We start from the raw sequence: 19,665 nt of genomic DNA, 5'->3' as shown, positions 1-19,665 counted from the left end.
TGCATTTCTGCGCTTCTGCGTGAGACAAGTTTATGCCAAGCCAATTAAACAACTACAGGTGTACTGCTAAATCTCTGAACTCCTGGTATTTCTAATACTAAATCAGCGCCGTAAACATTAGCTGGGGTTTGAAATCCTGGCCTTACTTCACCTTTGATGATGTGTTGGAGAACTACTACAGCAGATAAAGCCGTAAAATTGTATGCTTCCGGGCCGATGAGTGTCGCTGTGACTTGACGACCAGATTTATCTTCCGCAATACCGACAACTCCGACTTTACCTTTAGCGCGTTCTGCTTCACTTGGCCCTGGGGGTAATTTTTTAATCAAATTAGCTAAGGTGCTTTGAAACAGTGATGAGCTAAATAACCAGCCTAAATACTGGCTGCTTTCCATGAGGAAACTTACAGGGTTGGGAAAAACTGTGTAAGTTTCAATATTCGGAATTCCAGTGCTGTGAAATGCAGTGACAATATCAGCACGCCAGGGGTTAGTTACCGCTGTGACAACACCAGCACCAAAATCAACTTGACGTTTTTTCTCGGCTGGTCGAGCCGGAATCAATTTACCTTCAGTTCTGACTACACCCATTTCATGTAAGCTGGGCAAAACAGTATTAGCAGTTCCTTGAGAAACACCGCCTTCAGTTTCATAGATTAATGTGAGAGTGTCGGCGGTTGGTAACTGAGATTTAAGATAAACTGCAAGACAATCTGTCGGAACGACACCAAACCCGACACCAGGAAGTAGCATGATTCCGGCATTTTTCGCTTCCGTGTTCCGTGCGGCTAAAGCTTGAAATTCAGGAACTTCCCCAGCGATATCTAAATAATGGGTTTGAGTTTGCAAGCAGACATCAACCAGTGATTTGGCAGTTTTGGCAAAAGGCCCTGCACAATTCAGGACAACTGTAACATCTTGGAGAGATTGTGCGATCGCCTGAAAATCATCCAAACTAAAAACGCGAAATTCAAAGTTTAACTTTTTAGCCTCTGACATTAATGCACTTTGATTGCGTCCTGCCAAAATTAAATCTACACCCTGACTTTTTGCAGTTTCCGCTATCAATTTCCCTGCATAGCCAGTCGCACCATACAATAACACCTTTGCGGTCATAGTTATTTCCAAATTAAATACTCACAAATCCCCCTTTTGCAGCTATGAGCAATAAACATTCAAATTCCCCCCTTAAAAGGGGGGCTAGGGGGGATCTAACCTTAACTTGATTTAATTATTAACAATCTGTTGCCATAACTTAACTTCTGGCGGTTCTACCAAAAACTCTTCTGCTTTAGCTCCAAGCGCCCGAATATACGGCTGTTGTAAATGCAGATCCAAAATTGCTTGACTAGCCCAATTTTCGTGTAGCAAAAACAAAGATGGGTCTTCAATGGATTGATGTAAATCATAATTAATACATCCATCTTCGCTACGAGTGAGCGCAATCACAGGCTCAAACTCTTCTCTCAACCTATCTTCTAAACCCGGTTTTACTTTTAGACGAGCAGTGACTGTGACTTTCGGATCTGACATATAGATTCTCCTGTGTGGATAGATGCAAGATTAATCAAGTAAAAAATTAAAAGTAAAAAGGCAAAATTATTTTTTACTTTTTACTTTTTACTCCCTATCAAGTATTGATACTGTTAATAATTTGCGAAGGTTTGAGGTAATTATAAGGTATAGGACGAGTTTGATTTCTAATATCAATTTTTCGTTCTATATCATGCAAATTCTGTTGGAATTGCACCACTAATTCCTGTGCCAATGGGTCAGCAAATTCTTCATCGTAATACCCCAATTTGTCGTGGTGGTAAGATGTTAAGATATGTGTCCACATTACTTGATCAGCAGCTTGCTTGAAAGGTGGTAATATCTTCATAATAGTTTGCATATCCACGCCCTTTTTTTCTGGCGTTGGATGATAAGCTGCATAAGGCATATTCGGTACGAAAGCCATATACTCGTACTGAGAGAAATTTAAAGCTGAGTGGAAAGGAGCGCAAGTGAAAACTACAACCGTAATAATTTGAATTAATTGGTCTATAGTTTCAATTTTTTCTGGCATTCCTTTAACACGACCACCATCTTGAGCAACTAATTCCCTTGCCCAATTTTGTAATTCATAATCTTCGCTCAAATCTTGGGAAGTTTGGTAATAAAGTTGCAGATAGTCTGTAACAAATTTTTGAATGGCATCCCAAATTAATATTCCATCATCTCGGAAGGGAAAATGCGGTAATATTTCTGGATCATCCATGTTTTGATTTTTCATTAATGTCGGGAAGACAAATTTCTCGACACTCCATTCGTCGTAAGTTTTAGCTACAAAAGTTAAAGACTCTTGCAAAGAACCAGCCATAAATTCATCGACTGGCCCACCTGGCTGTAAAAAGTGAGTGCGTCCTAAATCGTTATCAAATAACATGAACCGGAAGTGCGGTTTCAATAACACAGCAATAGGATGATTTGCGGCTAATTGACGCGCTGTCGCAATGCAAAAAGGTGCCATAACTGCATGAGTATAAGCAAAATGACTACCTAATTCTTGATGGTTTCCGTCAGCAATCTGCACAGAGGTTTTTGCTAAAAACCAATCTAGATAAGGGTCATCAGGAGTGTAAATCAATCCATCTGTCCCAGCATCATTATTTAATTTAATCGCCACTGGACGCAAGGAACCACCATTTGGTACACCGTTGCTCTGCCAGTAAAATAAAGCTTGAGGCTTAGGTAAATACTTTCTCAGGTTTTGAGAAGTACCACCTTTAATATCAAAGAGTGTGGGATAGTCTAATAGATAAAGTTTACCTTCTTTGAGAGCCGCTTCTAAACTACTTTCTGTCCCGAAAGATTTTTGAAAATGGGCGTTTGTTATTCCAAGCCTTTCTGGTAAACTATCAATTCTCCGAATAGCTAAAGGGTTCGCACCTGATAATCTTTGCTCGGCAAAACATGAGTCTGTTTTATAATTGTTCATCACTGCTGGTTTAGGTAGCAGCGTTAATAGTTCTTCGTATTCTTCTAATTCATCTAAAGGGTCAAGGAAATTTCTCGCTTTGGCAGCCAGCATATTTGGTGCTAAATTTGCCATACTAGCGAGGCGTTTAGCCGTATATTCTGCGGAAAATAATTCTTGGTGAGGAACTTTATCTATAACGGGAATAGGAGCTAGATAATTGTGATTAAATTTATAATCTGTTTGGTTTTTGACTAGCTCATCTTTGCGGATGTTAGGATTAGGATCTACCTGGGGTAAATATGGTTTCATGATGATTTTTGAGTAGGGAATTTATAATTACTCAGTTCATAGAATGGTAGCGATAACGAAATCTAACAAAGTTTTGATGATGTTGGGTTTTGTTCCTCTACCCAATCTACTGAACTTGTGCAGGCATCTTGCATGCACCACAAGAGTTACACTTAAACAGAACGAGAAAGTGAATTAGCTTTGGGAGTCTTGTTTTTCACAACGTGAATGATTTTTTGAATAACGTCATCATTGTGCCAATAGCTACCATGTGGATTATCAGGTAGCAGAGACAGCAGTAAAGGTAAATTGGTTTGTGCAAGTGGAGTTTGTGCAATGAGATTTTCTAACCAGCCTAACCATCCTGTGCTGTGGGTGATAGTATCTTGGATATCCAAGTATTCAGTGTAACCATCCACTAAATCTGTCATCATTTTTTGCAGTGGGTAGGCGATGGGATCAGCAGGATGAATATAGTTCCACCAAGGTAGTTTTTCTCTTGGGCTTGCTTGTTCTTGCAGAGATTTTAATAATGTCTGGAGTTTGGGTGTAATGTCGTGGCTACTGCTTGCACCTGTCTCATTTTGACCTACGAATGTTTGGAGGTTGGGTGTAATGTCGTGACTACTGCTTGCACCTGTCTCATCTTGATCTGATTTGACATCGGTCAAACTAAAAATGGCTACAGGTGAACCCATTGTGTGAATACTGGCAATTTTAATTCCTTCATAGCGATCGCGGTTTTCCCCTTCTACGCCAAAAATGGCATCCCGAATAGCCATCACATCATCATGGGCGGGTGCATCTTTATTTTCCCACCGACTGGCAAACAAAATGTCAAATAACATGACTGTTCCCCAACTGTGGGTAACTATATGCAGTCGATCATCGGGTTTGGCGTTCAGCAGTCCACTGTCAGCCACCTGCTTTTTGAGTTTGCGAACGATTTTTGCGCCTACATAACGGCTGATATAAAGTGCAGCATCTCCAGTAAAAGGAAGAATTTGCTGTTCCCGAATGTTGTGGAACCACATCTGATTCCAATCGGATGAACTTCTGAGTTGTCCCAGTAGTTTAGTTTCTGGTTGTTGATTGATATCACCCCAGTAAAAAGGGATGTTTTGAAAATTGCGATCGCTCGCACTTTGCGCTAACCGTTGAAACAGTTCATCAGCGTAGTTCGGGTTGCGGATAGTCACGCCATGAATAAACAAAACGTAGTCTGTAGCCATTACAACACCCCTTTTCTGCAAGTTTTGGCGAAACGACGATGCGGCTCAGGTCTACAAAGTTTTTAAGTACTCAATCAGTGCTTTTTTATCGTCACTGGGCAAATCAGTACCATAAACATGTCCCTGATTGGAATTGGCAGCAACGGTCGTATCATATTTAAAACCTACACGTTTAGCTTCTTCTCCTGCGGAAATAAAGCCAATTTTTTGCGAATCGTAAACATCGTAACCCCGATAAAAGGTTTGGGGACGATTCTCTGGTTTTTCTAACAAATCTTGCAGAGATGGAACGGAACCATTATGCAAATATGGCGCTCTAATCCACAGCCCATCCAGAGATACAGCCACATAGCCGTTAGTTTTCCGTAGTTGGCTAAAGTCCCAAGGATAACCGTCACCAAAGTGGTTGTAGGTGTCGGCGGCCTGTTGTGTCCACATATCTAGACGATGGCGGTCTGTTCCTACTTCGTCTACAGGTATAACTGTACCTGTTCTTTCACCACCAAAGGCGTGACAAGATGCACAGGTATTAGCAAAAATTTGACTCCCTTTATTCACCAATTTCTGATCAATTGCAAAGGGATATTTGGGTGGTGAAAGTGTGCTGATATAGTCTTCTACTCGTTGCAAATCAGCTACAGGTAAAGAATCTTTAGTTGCACCGTCCCCAATTGCGCCTGTTTGTACAGTTTCTTTGAGAGAAGTTTCTAAACCATCCCAATGCAAAGCAAATCCCTTGTGTAACGCCTGATTCCAAATTGGCATCATATCAGAGTTACCGATAGTGTCATCTTTGGGCAGTTTTAAAGTGTTGAATTTGACTGGGTTAAAGGGATCAATCCGACCAGCCCCCCAGTTGGGACGAGAATCCATCCAGGCGAAGTCGGCGCTTTGTTGCAGTAGGGCTTTTTTAGTTTGGGGAATAATCAAAAAGCGATAAAGTAAGTTTTCTACCCAAGAAAACTCATGATTATATTTGATTTCATCCAGGATATAGTCTGCGGTAAATCTGGGGTCGCTGGCGGCTGCACCCAAAAAGCGCACATAAGCTTGGGAGTTGAATTTGTTAGAAGGCCCAGCGGGAAAAATATGAGGTTTTTCTAAGGGACTAGTTCTATAGGTAGCCGTATGACATACCGCACAAGTAATGCCTACGCGGGGAAAACCAATGGTTTTTTTAGTAAAACCAATTGGGGTTTCTTTGCCTTCTTCCCAGGTAATTCCTAAAGAAGTGTAACCGCCTGGCCCTGGTAGTTTATCGGGAAAGATGCGGGGAAGTACTAACCAAATCCAATAAGGTATCCCTTGGGCTGCTTCTGTACCAATGGAACCATATTTAAAATGTTCTTCCGGAGATTTGTAGGTCAGCGGTACATCCCGAAATAAATGATACCAAGCTGTGTAGCCTACTCCCCCGACTAACAACACAAAAACTAAAGCAATGCTGACGAGAATTCTGCCTAATTTCTCTTTGAAAATTTTCATAACATTACATTGCTCCTTGGTAGAAATCAGGAGAATTGTTTGACTGGTTCTTTGGCGATCGCCTCAGCATTTCCACTCCGCAAAGCTAGAGTTAATAAAATTGCTTCTATTACACCAAAAAATAAGTCAACAAAGGCAATAGATAAAAAGCCTTTATCTTGCCCAAAAAAGAACACGGCACAAATAAAAAATGTCGAACCAAAGGCTCTGGAAGGAAAGATAGAAATCCAAGCAGTTGCCTGATATCTATAAGGGTCTATGGCTCCGGGAATGTAAAATGCACTAATGATAAATAACAGCATTCCTGCCGTTCTCACCCAAATAATTGGGTCGGGTTGGTGCATCTTTAAAAACCACAACATTAACTCTGGAAAAAAGCACGAGGCAATGACAAAAACCAGATTCACAATAATGCCCAGCCAAGTTACACGGCTAAACCATTTTGCATAATTATTCATTTTTTTTAGGCTCCTAATTACAGTTGTTTCATGTACTCCACCAAAGCATCTTTTTCTGCTGGTGAGAGTTCTACTCCATATACATGACCACTATTACTGTTTCCAGGTTTAGTCGTATCAAATTTAAAATATTGTTTGCCATTTTCTTGGGCAACAGTTGACACAAACCCGACTTTTTCCCGATCAATTACGTCATAACCCCGATAAAATTCTTTGGGTCGATTCTCTGGTTTTTCCAGCAAATCTCGTAATGTGGGAACTGAGCCATTATGCAAATAAGGGCCACGTAACCAAATACCATCTAGTGGTGCATTGGCGTAGCCATTCGTTTTGCGGAAATGATTAAACCGCCAAGGATAACCTGCATACAAAGTATTTTGGTTAGATAGGGTTTGGTAGGTAAAGGAATTGAGACGATGGGGGTCTGTACCAATTTCTTGAATAGGAACAACTTTACCTGTATATTTTCCGCCAAAGGCGTGGCAACTAGCACAATTATTGGTAAATAGTGTTTCTCCGGTAGCTGCTAAATTTTGATTAACTTCGTAGGGATATTTTGGTGGTGGTAATGTCCACAACCAATCAGCTACTCGTTGAATTCGATCTAAATCGATTGTGGTGGGTGTAACTCCTGCACCTAAAGCAGCACTTTTGTTTCGTTCGTCAACAGATTCGTTATTCCCATCCCAGTGTAATTCCATTCCTTTGCGCGGTTTTTGATTCCAAACGGAGGGGAAATCTGATGTGCCAATTAATTCATCCTCACGCAATTGATCCATTGGGAAATGAAATTGAATTGCTTTATAAGGATTGAATGTATCTACTCTACCTGGCCCCCAATCTGGTTGCTGATAGATGAAGGACAGGCGACTTCTTTGATTAATTAGTGCGTCGCGCGTTTGAGGAATGGCAATAAAGCGATAAACTAATTTTTCAATTGGGTTAATACCGCCACTAATCTTTTCAATTTCTGGGAGCATCCGGTTGGCTGTAAAGCGCGGATCTATAGCAACTTCGGATAGGAATTTGATGTATCCCTGCAAGTTTACTACATTAGCCGGCATTGCTGTCTTGATTTGGCGATCGCTATTTTCTGTATCGCGCAGTGTACCTGTATGACAGACAGCACAATTCAAACCAACACGGTTAATAATTACCCGCCGTTGCGAAAACCCAATCGGTAAATCCTTTCCCGGCTCTTGAATAAAGCCCAAGGAAGTATAACCTTTATCGGGCAATTTATCAGGAAATAATTCTGGCAGAACTTTCCATATCCAATACGGAACGCCATTTACTTCTTCACTACCAATAGAACCGTATTTAAAATGGTCTTGGATATCGGCGTAATCAACTGGGGAGTTAGAAATAGCAGGCCAAATCAGAAATACAATTACTGCGATAACTCCCACAATTGCACCCAAAACCCACTTGAAAACCGCTTTAGTTCCCTTAACAACGCTGGGAACTAGCGTAGGGCTTGTTTGAGTCATTACAAAGTCACTCTCTGGTTAATAGTCAAGAGTCAATGGTCAATGGTCAAATGACAAATTAAACATGTAAGACTGGAACTTCGACGTTATGTTTTGCTGACTCATCGCCATGAAATACTGACATAACTTCTGCCATCATCGCTTCATAGTCATTATCAAAGCGACTTAATTCATAACAACCCAAGGGGTTTTCAATGACGTTGAGTAGGCATTTGTTGCAATAGGTACATGGTCTATCTGGTAAGTCTTTACCTTGTTGTAATTGTTTTGGTAAATCGTTATTGGCAATCAATTGTCGAGCAATTGTCACACCATCACAATAGCCGTCGTCAATGGCTTGGCGAATAAATGAACCTTGTTGAAAACCACCAGTACATAAAACCGGAATATTGACGGCTTGTTTAATGGCGCGGGATGAAAGTAAATTTCTTCCTTGGTTTTCTATCAATAGTTTTCTCATTTCATCATCAGAAACATAATTACCACTCAATGCTGGCGGTGGGAGTTGTTTCTTCACCCGATTCCACAAGAATTTGAAAATTGGATTCAACAATTTGTAGCGGAATAAGATGTAGTTGCGAATTGTTTGATTACCGCTGGAGAGCATTGTGTCATAGGTTTTAGTGATGACTTCAAAATTAAAATCTCCAATGGGGTTTAGGGGATGAGGAAATAAACTTCCTACCGATACGTGGACTGCATCTGCACCAGCTTCTTCAGCCCATTTACAAATCTGTACCGATTCTTCTAAAGTATTTCCTGGTTTCTCCCAAGGAATCACAGCATCGTTGTAATCAATGGCACTAATTTTAAATTGTAGGTGGAAGTCTTCGCCAACTTCTTTGCGAATCGCTCGAATGACATCTAATAAAAATCGCGCCCGATTTTCTAGTGAACCACCATATTCGTCAGTGCGATCGTTAATTCCAGAACTGAGAAATTGATTGAATAAATAACCATTACCACTGTGTAGTTCTATACCATCTAAACCAGCTAAACGCGCCCGTCTAGCACCATCAGCAAACATTTGAATGGTTTCTTTAATCTCTGTCAAAGTCATTGCTTGGCAGAGTAAGCCGTGAAATGATTCAGTTTTGCTGGTAGAACTTAAGGCTTTTAAACCGTCGTTTTCTACACCACCAATGTCTTGCTGTCTTCCAGAATGGCTGAGTTGCAAAATTAATTTACAGTCATATTCATGGACTTTTTCACCTACTTTGCGCCAAAAAGGAATCCGGTCATCGCAGTGAATTGTGGCGTAATTAGGCATAATTCGACCACGAATTGCTACTGGTACAAAAGAAGTAATAATTGCACCAACTCCACCACGGGCAAATTTTTCTTCCCAGTTAATTCTGGCTTGAGTACCAGAACCATCATAGTTATCCCACCTACCGGATATACTGGAGCGAAAAATCCGGTTTTTGACAGTGAGATTCCGAAATTGCAATGGCTTAAAGATAATATCGTTTTCCATACTCTCCTTCCGATTTGCAATAGAATCAAGTATTAATCCGCGAGTGCGACTTATTTTTTAACTCCTGTCCAAACCTCTCTCCCCGGAGGAGAAAGGCTTTGATTCTTGCTCCCTTTCTCTACAAGGGAAGAGGTTGGGGGTTAGGTGTAAAAAAATTACACCTAGCGTTACTGTGTAAACAAAAACTACCCAGATAACTACTATTGATAGATACTGTGGGATTTTGTTTTGAATACTTACAAGTTCAAGATTATGTTTTTCGGATGTGATGTAGAAGATTAATTTTTTGTTACTTAGTTTGCTGCCCAAATATTAAACTGAAGGCTTACCAGATAAAGGTTGAGCCATTAAATCAGATTTTTTTATAACTGAGTGAAACTAGCAACTTCAACGAATCAAATCTTAAGAAATACTTTTTTTGATACCAAGGTTAACGCAATATTAACGCACTCTCCTACACAACAATTTGTTACAAAATTAGCCTAGTTTGAAATGTCGCTTACAAGATAACAAATACAGTTTGTTACACCAGGATAAATTTACAATTTTTTAAAGAAATCAGTTCACAAAGGAGCAAATTTTTTAGTGACGTTTGCCAAGCTTGTGTAGTAACTTCATAGATGACAGTGCCTAAATTAAGGTGCAATATGATTTATTCGCTAAATATCTCTGAAGGATCAATCAGGAACATAGCGAATTAATTGTGAAGCTTTGTTATTAAGATGCACCTGATTAAGTTTAGGTGTTACTCATTGAGAGTTTTATGAACAAAATACGCCTATTGTGGAAAGGCTGTTTGGTGGTCTTAGCTGCGATCGCAATTACATTTTGCGGTTGGTATAGCACACCAATAGCTCTAGCTAGTGAGTATAGTGAAACACCTGCTCCCATCTCCAATGAGTATAATGATGCGGCTTATACCGATAACTGCGATGGTATCGGATATCTCCCGCCATATACTAAGGAGAATCTTACCGAAGCTGAAAAAAGAGGTCGTTGTACTTGGTACTTATGGACTGGTGGTAATGCTACATACTATCGAGACATTGCCAAGCGCACCCACGGTGGTGTTGACTTACTCCAGCTGATTAACTCGAAGCAGTATGACCATGATCAGCGTTTGCAACGTTTTGGCGCAATCAACGACCCTGGATGTGAAAAAGCCAAAGAAGCAGATGAATATGGGTTTTTGTTGGATAAGTGTAAAGACCCCCTGTCTACTGGTGTGATTGGGTTACGCAAGTTCCCCAACCCCAAATTTGACAAAGCAAAATGGAATTATGACCAATACATTAAGGATTCGGAAATCGAGCCACCTTATCTGATTGGCCAGTCTTGTGCTATTTGCCACGTTGCTTTAGACCCACTGAACCCACCGAAAGATAAAGAACACCCCCAATGGGAAAACCTCGTTCCCGCTTTGGGAAATCAGTATATTAAAGAAAGCGAATTATTTTCTACGAAACTCAGGGATGATAGCTTCATTAAGCAAGTCCTAGATGCTCAACGTCCTGGCACATCTGACACATCGCGGATTGCTACAGATCACATTAATAATCCTAATGCGATTAACGCCATTTTTAATTTAGGCGATCGCCCCACATACCCAGAGGTGATGAACGACGGTTCCACCAAAAATGTCAATCACATTCTCAAAGATGGTGCAGACTCCACAGGGGTAGCTATTGCTTCTTTGCGTGTTTACGTCAACATTGGGATGTGTGGTGACTACTGGTTAAGCTTGCACGAAGCAATGTTAGGAAGAACTCCGCAACGTCCGTTTGATATTGAAACAGCCAGAAAGAATTGCGAAGGCTGGAGACAAACAGAAGCACGCATGGCTGATGCAGAAGCATTTCTCAAAACTATCCAACCGATGCACCTCAAAGATGCACCCGATGGTGAAGCTTTCTTAACCAAAGATGAAAAGGTTCTCGAACGCGGCAAGATAGTTTTTGCTGATACCTGTGCATCTTGTCATTCTAGTAAGAAGCCATCTGCTGAAATTGCTGCTGACCCCGACCAAGCGAAAAAATGGTACGAAGAATCTGTACTCAGTAGTAATTTCCTCGACCACAATTTCTTATCGGATGACCAGCGCTACCCAGCTACACTAATTGGTACGAATATTTCCCGTTCTTTAGGAACTAACGCCACCAAAGGCCATATCTGGGATGAGTTCTCTTCTAAAACTTATAAAGAACTACCTTCTCCTGGCGAACTGAAGCTGTATAATCCCTTCAACGAAGCCAAACCTATTAGTTTTCAAATACCAGATGGTGGCTTGGGATATTACCGCACACCTTCACTAATCAGTATTTGGGCAACAGCACCATTTCTTCATAACAACACTCTAGGTTTGTATAACGAAGATCCTTCTGTGAAAGGTCGGATAGCAGCCTATACCGATGCTATGGAAAAAATGCTCTGGCCAGAAAAACGTGAAGGCATTATCAGCAGAACTGACCGCAAATCTAAATTAGATTTGCCCCCAGGAGATCCCAATCCCAGATTACGTTTACCTGTACCTAAAGGTATGCCTGTCAACTTGTTGGCAAATGTCAATATGAGAGAGGCAATTACTTCTCTTAATCTGGGTAACTTATTCCAAGATTTAAGGCCAGAAGGCGGCATCAAAGGTAAACTCGCCCGTGTCTTATTAAGAGCGAATAAATCTCCTGACTTTGTTGAAGATAGGGGTCATACTTTTGGTGCTAATTTATCTGATGATGACAAAAAAGCCCTGATCGAGTTTGTGAAAACTTTCTAAAACAACTCATCAGAGTGCTTGGTCTTTAACTAGTCGTTCCCAGGTGTAACTTGGGAACGATAAATATTTGTATTAAGAGTCAATAATCAAGAGTTACTAGTTAAATAACTAATGACTAATAACAATAAACAAGGAGGATATCAATGCACTATTTGCCAATTATTTATGTTCGCGGCTATGCAGGTACAGATAAAGATGTTGACCAAACTGTAAATGATCCATTTTATGGATTTAATAGTGGTTCAACTCATATTCGCGTAGGAGAAAAAGGTACTCCCGAAAAGTTTTTTTTCGAGAGTCCTTTGTTACGCTTGATGGCTGACCACGGTTATCGCCCTGTGTTTGATAATAAGCAACTGAGTAGTAATATCAAAACTATTTGGATTTATCGATTTTATGATATGACTTCTCCTAGTTTTGGTGATGAAAACACAGTCAGACTAGAAATGGAGGAAATAGCTAAGGGTTTAAGAGACTTAATTAATATTGTAAAACATGAAAGTGGAGCAGGAAAAGTTCATTTAATTGCTCACTCAATGGGAGGTCTGGTCTGTCGCAGTTTGATGCAAAAAATTTATCCAGATAACGGCGAAAAAGCTGAAGATCATATTGATAAATTATTTACTTATGGTACACCGCATGGTGGGATTTATTTTCAAGTTGGTAGCGGCTTAATTGAAGGTGCCAGAGACGCATTGAAATGGAATAATTCTGATGATTTTGGCCCCCAAAGAATGTATGAATATTTCACACCAGAAAAGCAACTTGACTTAACGCGTTCTCTACCACAAACTTTTGATCCGCAAAGTCTAGATGATGCTTTTTCACCAGACCGCGTTTTTTGTATTATTGGTACGAATGCGCGTGATTATGAAAGTGGTGCTGGTTTGTCACAAAAGGCTGTAGGGCCACAAAGTGATGGTTTAGTTCAGCTAGATAAAGCTTATGTTAGAGGAGCGCATCGCGCTTATATTCATCGCACTCATGGTGGACGCTATGGGATGGTGAATTCAGAAGAAGCCTATCAAAATCTGCAAAGGTTTTTGTTTGGTGATATCAAGGTCAAGCTGTCTCTGAGTAATGTAGAATTAAGCGATCGCCAAAATACTTTTTACCAGATGGAAGTTCGGGTAGCTTTGCGCGGTCTTCCTACTCCCATACACGAACAAGCTATTGACCGTTATTGTCCTATTACAGTGGAACTAACCAGAGATAAGCCTGTACCACTATTTACAGCTTTCTTAATTCCCCGCTATGCAGTGAATACGGATAATACTTGTAGATATGCAATTCGTTTGGCGTTGCATTCGTTTACAAAGAAAGAAAGAGATTGGTTGTTTGATAGTCACATCGACCAGTTACCTGTATGGTCTGATTATTTAATTGTGGATGTCACAGCTGAAGATGATACATACAAAGCAAAATACTGTTGGAACTCTGAAAATTTAGAGCCAAATATTGACCTCGGCGTAGGTGCTGATATTCTCTTACCTCAGCGCGGTCGTGATGTTGTGGGGACAAAAGCAGCAATTAAGTTAGAAATTTCCCAATGGCAATAATTTGTTAAATGCAGAGTTACGCTAAGGTATACGCAGCGAAAAGTTTTCAGAAGGATTTCCCTCTGTAGGAAACTTTTCCAGACAAAGTGGCGCAAAGGAAAGAGGAAGTTTGAGTTGTGTGAGGAAACATGATTGATGTGGCTGTAGTCAATTATCGGCGTGAGTAATAACCAAGGTAAAGTTATGCAAAGCGATCGCAAAAAAACTGCGCTAATTACTGGTGCATCTGGTGGGATTGGTTATGAATTTGTTAAGTTATTTGCTCAAGATAAATACAATTTGGTATTAGTTGCCAGAAGTGAGCAAAAACTCCATCAAATTGCTGCGGAATTAAGAACTAACTTTAGAATTGATGTCAAAGTTATCGCTAAAGATTTGGCGAATCCTGCTGCGCCAGATGAAATTTTTGCGGAGTTACAACAAGCATCAATTAAGGTTGATGTTCTGATTAATAATGCGGGATTTGCTAGTTATGGTTTGTTTAACGAAACAGATTTAACTGCGGAATTACAAATGCTGCAAGTTAATGTGATGTGTCTGACTCATTTAACTAAGTTGTTTCTCAAGGATATGGTGAAGCAAGGTTATGGCAAAATTTTGAACTTGGCTTCGACTGCGGCTTTTCAACCAGGGCCGTTAATGGCAGTTTATTATGCGAGTAAAGCTTATGTATTATCATTTTCAGAAGCGATCGCTAATGAATTAGAAGGTACAGGTGTCTCTGTAACTGCACTTTGTCCAGGGCCGACAGAATCCAATTTCCAAAAACGCGCCGCAATGGAAGACTCGAAACTTGTCAGCGGTCAAAAAATTATGGATGCGGAAACTGTGGCTAAAATCGGCTACGAAGCTTTGTTTGATAACAAAACTGTGGTTGTTCCAGGCTTAAAAAATAAACTACTCACCGAAACTGTTAGATTCACCCCCAGAAAGCTGGTGACTAAAATCGTCAGAAGTATGCAGGAAAGCAAATAGTGATGGTTGGTTGGGTGCAGGCGCAAGGATGAGTTTTGTGCTGTAACCCAACATTTTTTAGAATGTCTCACGCAGAGGAGCCAGTGCTTTGCGCGGGTTCCCCGCGTTGTAGCAACTGGTGTAGCGCAAAGTCGCAGAGAGGATGAGAGGTGATAGTTTTGAATGACTCAGCACTCAACACTCTTTTCGCATCAGGATTTACACTAATACACAATTTATTAAGTACGGTGTTACGCTGAGGTATTCAAATCTACATAAATACCAACTGTGTAAATTCTGATATGTCTAAATTAATATCAGCTTTTTTAATTACCGCTACTTTGCTATTGACAGCCAGCAATGATTCTAAAATTTCAATGGCGGGAACTTGTGCTTCTAATTGTGGTAAGGCTCCACTTCAATTTACACCAGGGCAACGTATCCGCGTGCAAGTAGTTAACAAAACACCCCGTGTGCTTCAACTACAAAAACCTTCAATTACTGACCCGGTTTCCCTAAATCCTGGACAAAATTTATATCTAGATCAGCTAGAAGGTACTGAGCCAAATACATCTTTAATATTTTGGGATAACACGGGTAGGTCAGTAGAAGCTAATCTTTCTCGACCTAATTTAGCTACCTTGCGAGTAGAACTGCGTCCAACTGCGCGCGTTCCTGGCGATCGCTCGGTTTACATTCAAGATGATGGTAGGATAAATGTTTTGTAATCCTACATTATGATTCTGGAAGCAGTAATGCTTAGTGTCAAAACTGGCACAGAGCAAGATTTTGAAACCGCTTTCCAACAGGCTTCACCTCTCATTGCATCAATGAATGGCTATATATCCCATGAACTTCATAAATGTTTAGAAGTGAGTGCAAAATATTTATTGTTGGTGCAATGGGAAACTTTAGAGGCGCATACAATCGGGTTTAGAGGTTCACCTGAATATCAGCAATGGAAACAACTACTCCACCATTTTTATGAGCCGTTTCCGACGGTTGAACATTTTGAACCTATCACAGGAGGCAGGGGGCAGGAGGCAGAAGGCAGAAGGTAAAAGTATTACTATTCTTAGCATTCATGCTTTTAACTACAGCTATATCTTATGTATTAAAAGGTGTAACTCCTTGAAGTTACACCTTTTTGATTTTAGTGCGATCGCTCAGTATACATTCTCTACAATCAATAAGATAATGTGCTTTAAAAGTGTTATCAGTTAAGAGTTACGCACCAACTCCCAACTATCGTCCTTCATCGTGCTAGACCGACCTTTACCTGAACGTTCACAAATTCGCAGACGCTTACCTAATCAGCGTTGGCAAATTTATCCCCAAAAAACAGATTTAGCCCAAAAACTGGCAGTTTCCATCAATCTCTCTCCCATCATCAGCCAGTTATTAATCAATCGTGGGATTGAAACACCAGCACAAGCGCAAGCATTTTTAGAGCCAGAATCGATAGTTTTACCTTCCCCTTTAGAAGAATTTCCTGATTTGGCGATGAGTGTGGAGTTGTTGCAAGAGGCGATCGCATCTCAAAGTAAAATCGCTATCTGTGGAGACTATGATGCAGATGGTATGACTAGCACTGCATTACTGTTGCGGAGTCTTCGGGCTTTGGACGCTCAGGTAGATTATGCTATTCCTAGTCGGATGCACGAAGGTTACGGTATTAACAAACGCATCGTCGAAGAATTTCACAGTGAAGGTGTCAAACTAATTCTCACTGTCGATAATGGTATCTCTGCTTATGAACCGATCGCTAGAGCTAGAGAACTCGGTGTAAAGGTCATTGTCACCGACCACCACGACATCCCCCAACAATTACCCCCAGCTGACGCTATCCTCAACCCCAAACTCATCGCTGAATCTTCACCTTACCGCGGGGTGGCTGGTGTTGGTGTAGCTTACATTCTGGCGGTATGTCTCGCACAACAGCTAGGCGAAACCAGAGGCTTAATTCAGCCAATGCTAGAATTATTCACCCTGGGAACCATTGCAGATTTAGCGCCTTTAACTGGTGTCAACCGTCGCTGGGTAAAACGCGGTTTAAAACATTTACCCAAATCTAGATTACCAGGTGTGCAAGCATTAGTTCAAATCGCTGGGGTACAAGCTAAAGAAGCAGGGGTGCAAGGGGGAAGCTTGAGTGCAAGTTCTTCCCCTTTTCCCCCAGCCCCCAGCCCCGTTTCCTCTTCTAAGTCGCTCAAACCTGAAGATATTGGCTTTCGTCTTGGGCCGAGGATTAATGCAGTTGGTAGAATTGGCGATCCTCAGACGGTAATTGATTTGCTCACTACCGATGATATGGGAATTGCACTGACAAGAGCAATGCAGTGTGAACAAACAAACACTAGCCGTCAGCAAATGTGCGAGGAGATTGAACAAGAAGCGATCGCTTATGTAGAATCAGAATTCATCGCCTCTTTACCGCAAGACCGGGTATTAGTTGTTGTGCAACCAGAGTGGCATCATGGAGTAATTGGGATTGTTGCCTCACGCTTAGTAGAACGTTACGGTGTGCCTGTATTTATTGGTACGTATGAAGATGCAGGACACATCCGTGGTTCGGCGCGGGGAATTCCTGAGTTTCATGTGTTTGAAGCGTTAGAATACTGTCGAGATTTGTTAGGTAAATTCGGCGGACACAAAGCGGCGGGAGGATTTTCGTTACCAGCAGAAAATTTAGAATTGGTGCGATCGCGTTTAATAGATTTTGCTAACCAGTGTCTAGAACCGCAACACCTCAAACCACTCCTCAAGATTGATGCTCAAGCTAATTTCGATCACATCAATCAGCAGCTTTTTCAACAACTAAATGCACTGCATCCTTGCGGTATCGATAACCCTGACCCAGTTTTTTGGACTGCAAATGTGCAAGTCATTGAACAGCAAATTGTGGGTAAGGGTCATATTAAGGTAACACTCGCTCAAACTATCAATGATCAGCAATATACAATTAAGGCGATCGCTTGGCGTTGGCGTGATTACTTCCCCTTACCACAACGTGTTGATATCGCTTATAAGTTGCGCGAAAACACTTTTAACGGCAATACTAAGATTGAATTAGAGTTGCTTGGAGTCAGATTAACAACAGTTGCTACGCAAATCTTTTACACTGCGCTACCCAACTCACTTAGAACCGCTTTTGAGTACAAGCAACGTCAATATACTTGTGGCATCTATCAAAATAACTCTTTACCAGAACTCAGAATTAAAAATCCTGAAGGTAAAATTCTTGTTATGCACCCAGGAAGCATAATTGGTCTATTGGGAACCAGTCGTGAAAATGCTATGGAGGTTGATATATCTCAACCACAATATGATTCCATTATCCAAGCAGCGTTGCAAGCATTATCATACATAAATGCTGAGTCATGAATACCGATTTTTCACTCAGCACTCAAAACTCAGCGAGAAGTTGCGTGCGGAGAGAACTTGCGTGCGCGGGTTCCCCGCGTTGAGCAAAGTTCGGGGAGTTCCCCCCGTTGAGCAAACTTCGGTGACTCAGTACTTTTACAGGTTGCCGTTGCGAAAAGCCAAAACAAAAATTACAGCAGGCCCAGCAATGACAATTAGTGCTACAGAGAGTAGCTGGAAAATAACTTCCCAATTGATACTGGTGACAGCGCTAATGATACCGTCAAACATTTTTCTCTTTCCTCCCAATTATCTTAAAACAGTTCGATAATCAATTAGTTGCAAAACCCGCATTTGATCATATCCGGCAATGGTATGCGAGTTTTAATTTACTTAACAAAATTATAGGAAAAAACATAAAATGGCAAACTGGCAATGTGTCAAACAATGTGGAGCCTGCTGTAATCTCGACCCAGCAGAACGCCCCGATTTAGACGAATATCTCTTACCAGAGGAGTTAGAACTGTACCTGAGTATGGTAGGCAAAGATGGCTGGTGCATCAATTTTGACCACGAGACAAGAGAATGCCAGATTTACCCCAACCGTCCGCGCTTCTGTCGGGTAGAAGCTGAGGCGTTTCAAGATATGTATGGGATTGAGCCAGAAGAACTGAATGATTTTGCTATAGATTGCTGTCGCCAACAAATTGAAGGGGTATATGGCGATCGCTCTTTAGAAATGTTGCGCTTCGATAAAGCCGTAGGGATTTAAAGTTATGTGAAGTTAATTCTAATCTGAAACATCATTTTAAAGCTGCTTCCCACCAAATTCGTAGAGGATGATTGATTTGTTTATCGTACATACTGTCCGTTGAGACGGGAATCCTGACTTCAAACAAATTATTTATTGAAAAATCTCTATATTTTCCCTATCTCCCGCAGATAAGATGGTCTCGGTGTGAGCTGTCTAATCAGTGCAGCGTCAGCAGTCCAAAACTCAGCAGATGTCATCTCAGCACAAGCGAGAAATGCGGCATCATAAAGAGTTGATAATTGATATTTATCCGCAATTTCCCAACTTTGTAACCGAATTGTTTCTTCTTCAAGATAATCAATTGGAAGTTCGCAGAAGTCTTCAAAAAAACCTAGTGCTTCTTCTGTAGTGATGAATCCCATTCGTGTTTTCTTGCGTAGTACAGAACCAACTTCTGCCCAAACAAAAGCCGGAGCTACTAAGCGGATATTCAAGCTTAAAGCCTCTGCTATTAAGGTTATTGCTTGTGCTTGATCAGCCTCTGGGACAAGGTAGGGAATCCAAACACTGGTATCTATACACAAAACTCTAGTCATGTAGCTCCTTATCCTCTCTGAGACTGCGAATCAAATCTGTAGAGGCTGGTTGTATACCAGTTTTGGCTTTGATGATTTCGCTACGGGCGAGAATTCGTTGATGTGCAGCCCATCCCCGCCTGCGCTTTACCTCTCGTTCTAAAGCCTCAACTATTAAGTCATTAAAGGATTCACCGTCATCTTTAAGTTTTTTGGCTTTGGCAAGTAATTCAGAGGGAAAACGGATTGTTAAAGCTTCACGTTCCATAACATTTTTTGCAACCAATCAATGGTATCAC

The 19,665-nt window shown here is 41.0% G+C and carries 18 protein-coding genes; 7 read left to right on the top strand and 11 right to left on the bottom strand.

The genetic code is table 11. The annotated features are described in order from the left end of the window. Positions 1-44: 44 nt before the first annotated feature. The 8 genes from AC504W_RS20520 to AC504W_RS20485 all read right to left on the bottom strand — a co-directional run bounded on the left by AC504W_RS20520 (position 45) and on the right by AC504W_RS20485 (position 9,391). Positions 45-1,115, bottom strand: coding sequence for a saccharopine dehydrogenase family protein (locus tag AC504W_RS20520; protein ID WP_494874072.1), 1,071 nt, complete (start codon positions 1,113-1,115; stop codon positions 45-47). A gap of 111 nt (positions 1,116-1,226) precedes the next feature. Beyond that, positions 1,227-1,532, bottom strand: a complete 306-nt coding sequence (locus tag AC504W_RS20515) for a putative quinol monooxygenase (protein ID WP_494874071.1) — start codon at positions 1,530-1,532, stop codon at positions 1,227-1,229. Between the two features lie 97 nt (positions 1,533-1,629). After that, entirely contained in the window at positions 1,630-3,270 is a 1,641-nt protein-coding gene (locus AC504W_RS20510; protein ID WP_494874070.1) for a lipoxygenase family protein, read from the bottom strand. Between the two features lie 152 nt (positions 3,271-3,422). Then, positions 3,423-4,481 carry a hypothetical protein gene (locus tag AC504W_RS20505; protein ID WP_494874069.1) on the bottom strand — a complete coding sequence of 353 codons (1,059 nt, stop codon included), beginning with the start codon at positions 4,479-4,481 and terminating at the stop codon, positions 3,423-3,425. A 51-nt stretch (positions 4,482-4,532) separates the two neighbouring features. Beyond that, positions 4,533-5,966 carry a c-type cytochrome gene (locus AC504W_RS20500; RefSeq protein ID WP_494874068.1) on the bottom strand — a complete coding sequence of 478 codons (1,434 nt, stop codon included), beginning with the start codon at positions 5,964-5,966 and terminating at the stop codon, positions 4,533-4,535. 26 nt (positions 5,967-5,992) lie between these two features. Then, positions 5,993-6,424, bottom strand: coding sequence for a hypothetical protein (locus AC504W_RS20495; protein ID WP_494874067.1), 432 nt, complete (start codon positions 6,422-6,424; stop codon positions 5,993-5,995). A 17-nt stretch (positions 6,425-6,441) separates the two neighbouring features. Next, positions 6,442-7,914, bottom strand: a complete 1,473-nt coding sequence (locus AC504W_RS20490; RefSeq protein WP_494874066.1) for a c-type cytochrome — start codon at positions 7,912-7,914, stop codon at positions 6,442-6,444. A gap of 58 nt (positions 7,915-7,972) precedes the next feature. Then, on the bottom strand, positions 7,973-9,391 hold the full coding sequence (locus AC504W_RS20485; RefSeq protein ID WP_494874065.1) for an NADH:flavin oxidoreductase: 1,419 nt from the start codon (positions 9,389-9,391) through the stop codon (positions 7,973-7,975). 763 nt (positions 9,392-10,154) lie between these two features. Between AC504W_RS20485 and AC504W_RS20480 the strand changes: the two genes are divergently transcribed. From AC504W_RS20480 to AC504W_RS20455, 6 genes are all read left to right on the top strand, one after another. After that, positions 10,155-12,161: a hypothetical protein gene (locus tag AC504W_RS20480; RefSeq protein WP_494874064.1), complete on the top strand. Its 2,007-nt coding sequence runs from the start codon at positions 10,155-10,157 to the stop codon at positions 12,159-12,161. A gap of 143 nt (positions 12,162-12,304) precedes the next feature. After that, on the top strand, positions 12,305-13,720 hold the full coding sequence (locus AC504W_RS20475; RefSeq protein ID WP_494874063.1) for an esterase/lipase family protein: 1,416 nt from the start codon (positions 12,305-12,307) through the stop codon (positions 13,718-13,720). 183 nt (positions 13,721-13,903) lie between these two features. Further along, positions 13,904-14,695 carry an SDR family NAD(P)-dependent oxidoreductase gene (locus tag AC504W_RS20470; protein WP_494878708.1) on the top strand — a complete coding sequence of 264 codons (792 nt, stop codon included), beginning with the start codon at positions 13,904-13,906 and terminating at the stop codon, positions 14,693-14,695. A 281-nt stretch (positions 14,696-14,976) separates the two neighbouring features. Continuing rightward, positions 14,977-15,402: a hypothetical protein gene (locus AC504W_RS20465; protein ID WP_494874062.1), complete on the top strand. Its 426-nt coding sequence runs from the start codon at positions 14,977-14,979 to the stop codon at positions 15,400-15,402. 9 nt (positions 15,403-15,411) lie between these two features. Then, positions 15,412-15,735 (top strand): antibiotic biosynthesis monooxygenase family protein, encoded by a 324-nt coding sequence (locus tag AC504W_RS20460; protein WP_494874061.1) that lies wholly within the window; start codon positions 15,412-15,414, stop codon positions 15,733-15,735. Positions 15,736-15,934: 199 nt separating this feature from the next. After that, positions 15,935-18,058 (top strand): single-stranded-DNA-specific exonuclease RecJ, encoded by a 2,124-nt coding sequence (locus AC504W_RS20455; protein ID WP_494874059.1) that lies wholly within the window; start codon positions 15,935-15,937, stop codon positions 18,056-18,058. A 135-nt stretch (positions 18,059-18,193) separates the two neighbouring features. Here the strand turns inward: AC504W_RS20455 and psb30 are convergent, their stop codons facing one another. After that, positions 18,194-18,328 (bottom strand): photosystem II reaction center protein Ycf12/Psb30, encoded by a 135-nt coding sequence (psb30, locus tag AC504W_RS20450; protein WP_015114955.1) that lies wholly within the window; start codon positions 18,326-18,328, stop codon positions 18,194-18,196. A gap of 130 nt (positions 18,329-18,458) precedes the next feature. Between psb30 and AC504W_RS20445 the strand changes: the two genes are divergently transcribed. Next, positions 18,459-18,809: a YkgJ family cysteine cluster protein gene (locus AC504W_RS20445; protein ID WP_494874057.1), complete on the top strand. Its 351-nt coding sequence runs from the start codon at positions 18,459-18,461 to the stop codon at positions 18,807-18,809. A 146-nt stretch (positions 18,810-18,955) separates the two neighbouring features. Here AC504W_RS20445 and AC504W_RS20440 read toward each other — a convergent pair whose 3' ends face one another. Both AC504W_RS20440 and AC504W_RS20435 read right to left on the bottom strand, forming a co-directional pair. Continuing rightward, complete coding sequence (locus AC504W_RS20440; protein ID WP_494874056.1) at positions 18,956-19,387, bottom strand: type II toxin-antitoxin system VapC family toxin; 432 nt, start codon at positions 19,385-19,387, stop codon at positions 18,956-18,958. Further along, complete coding sequence (locus AC504W_RS20435) at positions 19,380-19,634, bottom strand: YlcI/YnfO family protein (RefSeq protein WP_494874055.1); 255 nt, start codon at positions 19,632-19,634, stop codon at positions 19,380-19,382. The genes AC504W_RS20440 and AC504W_RS20435 overlap by 8 nt, the downstream gene beginning before the upstream one ends. Positions 19,635-19,665 lie beyond the last annotated feature (31 nt).

This window comes from Nostoc sp. C96 (genome assembly GCF_059384975.1).
This window is presented reverse-complemented; position numbering and strand designations above follow the sequence as displayed.

What these genes read in the sequence shown, in the direction of transcription:
- AC504W_RS20445 (WP_494874057.1), top strand. Translation starts at nt 18,459, where the DNA reads ATGGCAAACTGGCAATGTGTCAAACAATGTGGAGCCTGCTGTAATCTC.
- AC504W_RS20480 (WP_494874064.1), top strand. Translation starts at nt 10,155, where the DNA reads ATGAACAAAATACGCCTATTGTGGAAAGGCTGTTTGGTGGTCTTAGCT.
- psb30 (WP_015114955.1), bottom strand. Translation starts at nt 18,328, where the DNA reads ATGTTTGACGGTATCATTAGCGCTGTCACCAGTATCAATTGGGAAGTT.
- AC504W_RS20495 (WP_494874067.1), bottom strand. Translation starts at nt 6,424, where the DNA reads ATGAATAATTATGCAAAATGGTTTAGCCGTGTAACTTGGCTGGGCATT.
- AC504W_RS20520 (WP_494874072.1), bottom strand. Translation starts at nt 1,115, where the DNA reads ATGACCGCAAAGGTGTTATTGTATGGTGCGACTGGCTATGCAGGGAAA.
- AC504W_RS20435 (WP_494874055.1), bottom strand. Translation starts at nt 19,634, where the DNA reads ATGGAACGTGAAGCTTTAACAATCCGTTTTCCCTCTGAATTACTTGCC.
- AC504W_RS20460 (WP_494874061.1), top strand. Translation starts at nt 15,412, where the DNA reads ATGATTCTGGAAGCAGTAATGCTTAGTGTCAAAACTGGCACAGAGCAA.
- AC504W_RS20440 (WP_494874056.1), bottom strand. Translation starts at nt 19,387, where the DNA reads ATGACTAGAGTTTTGTGTATAGATACCAGTGTTTGGATTCCCTACCTT.
- AC504W_RS20510 (WP_494874070.1), bottom strand. Translation starts at nt 3,270, where the DNA reads ATGAAACCATATTTACCCCAGGTAGATCCTAATCCTAACATCCGCAAA.
- AC504W_RS20475 (WP_494874063.1), top strand. Translation starts at nt 12,305, where the DNA reads ATGCACTATTTGCCAATTATTTATGTTCGCGGCTATGCAGGTACAGAT.
- AC504W_RS20515 (WP_494874071.1), bottom strand. Translation starts at nt 1,532, where the DNA reads ATGTCAGATCCGAAAGTCACAGTCACTGCTCGTCTAAAAGTAAAACCG.
- AC504W_RS20505 (WP_494874069.1), bottom strand. Translation starts at nt 4,481, where the DNA reads ATGGCTACAGACTACGTTTTGTTTATTCATGGCGTGACTATCCGCAAC.
- AC504W_RS20500 (WP_494874068.1), bottom strand. Translation starts at nt 5,966, where the DNA reads ATGAAAATTTTCAAAGAGAAATTAGGCAGAATTCTCGTCAGCATTGCT.
- AC504W_RS20485 (WP_494874065.1), bottom strand. Translation starts at nt 9,391, where the DNA reads ATGGAAAACGATATTATCTTTAAGCCATTGCAATTTCGGAATCTCACT.
- AC504W_RS20465 (WP_494874062.1), top strand. Translation starts at nt 14,977, where the DNA reads ATGTCTAAATTAATATCAGCTTTTTTAATTACCGCTACTTTGCTATTG.
- AC504W_RS20490 (WP_494874066.1), bottom strand. Translation starts at nt 7,914, where the DNA reads ATGACTCAAACAAGCCCTACGCTAGTTCCCAGCGTTGTTAAGGGAACT.
- AC504W_RS20470 (WP_494878708.1), top strand. Translation starts at nt 13,904, where the DNA reads ATGCAAAGCGATCGCAAAAAAACTGCGCTAATTACTGGTGCATCTGGT.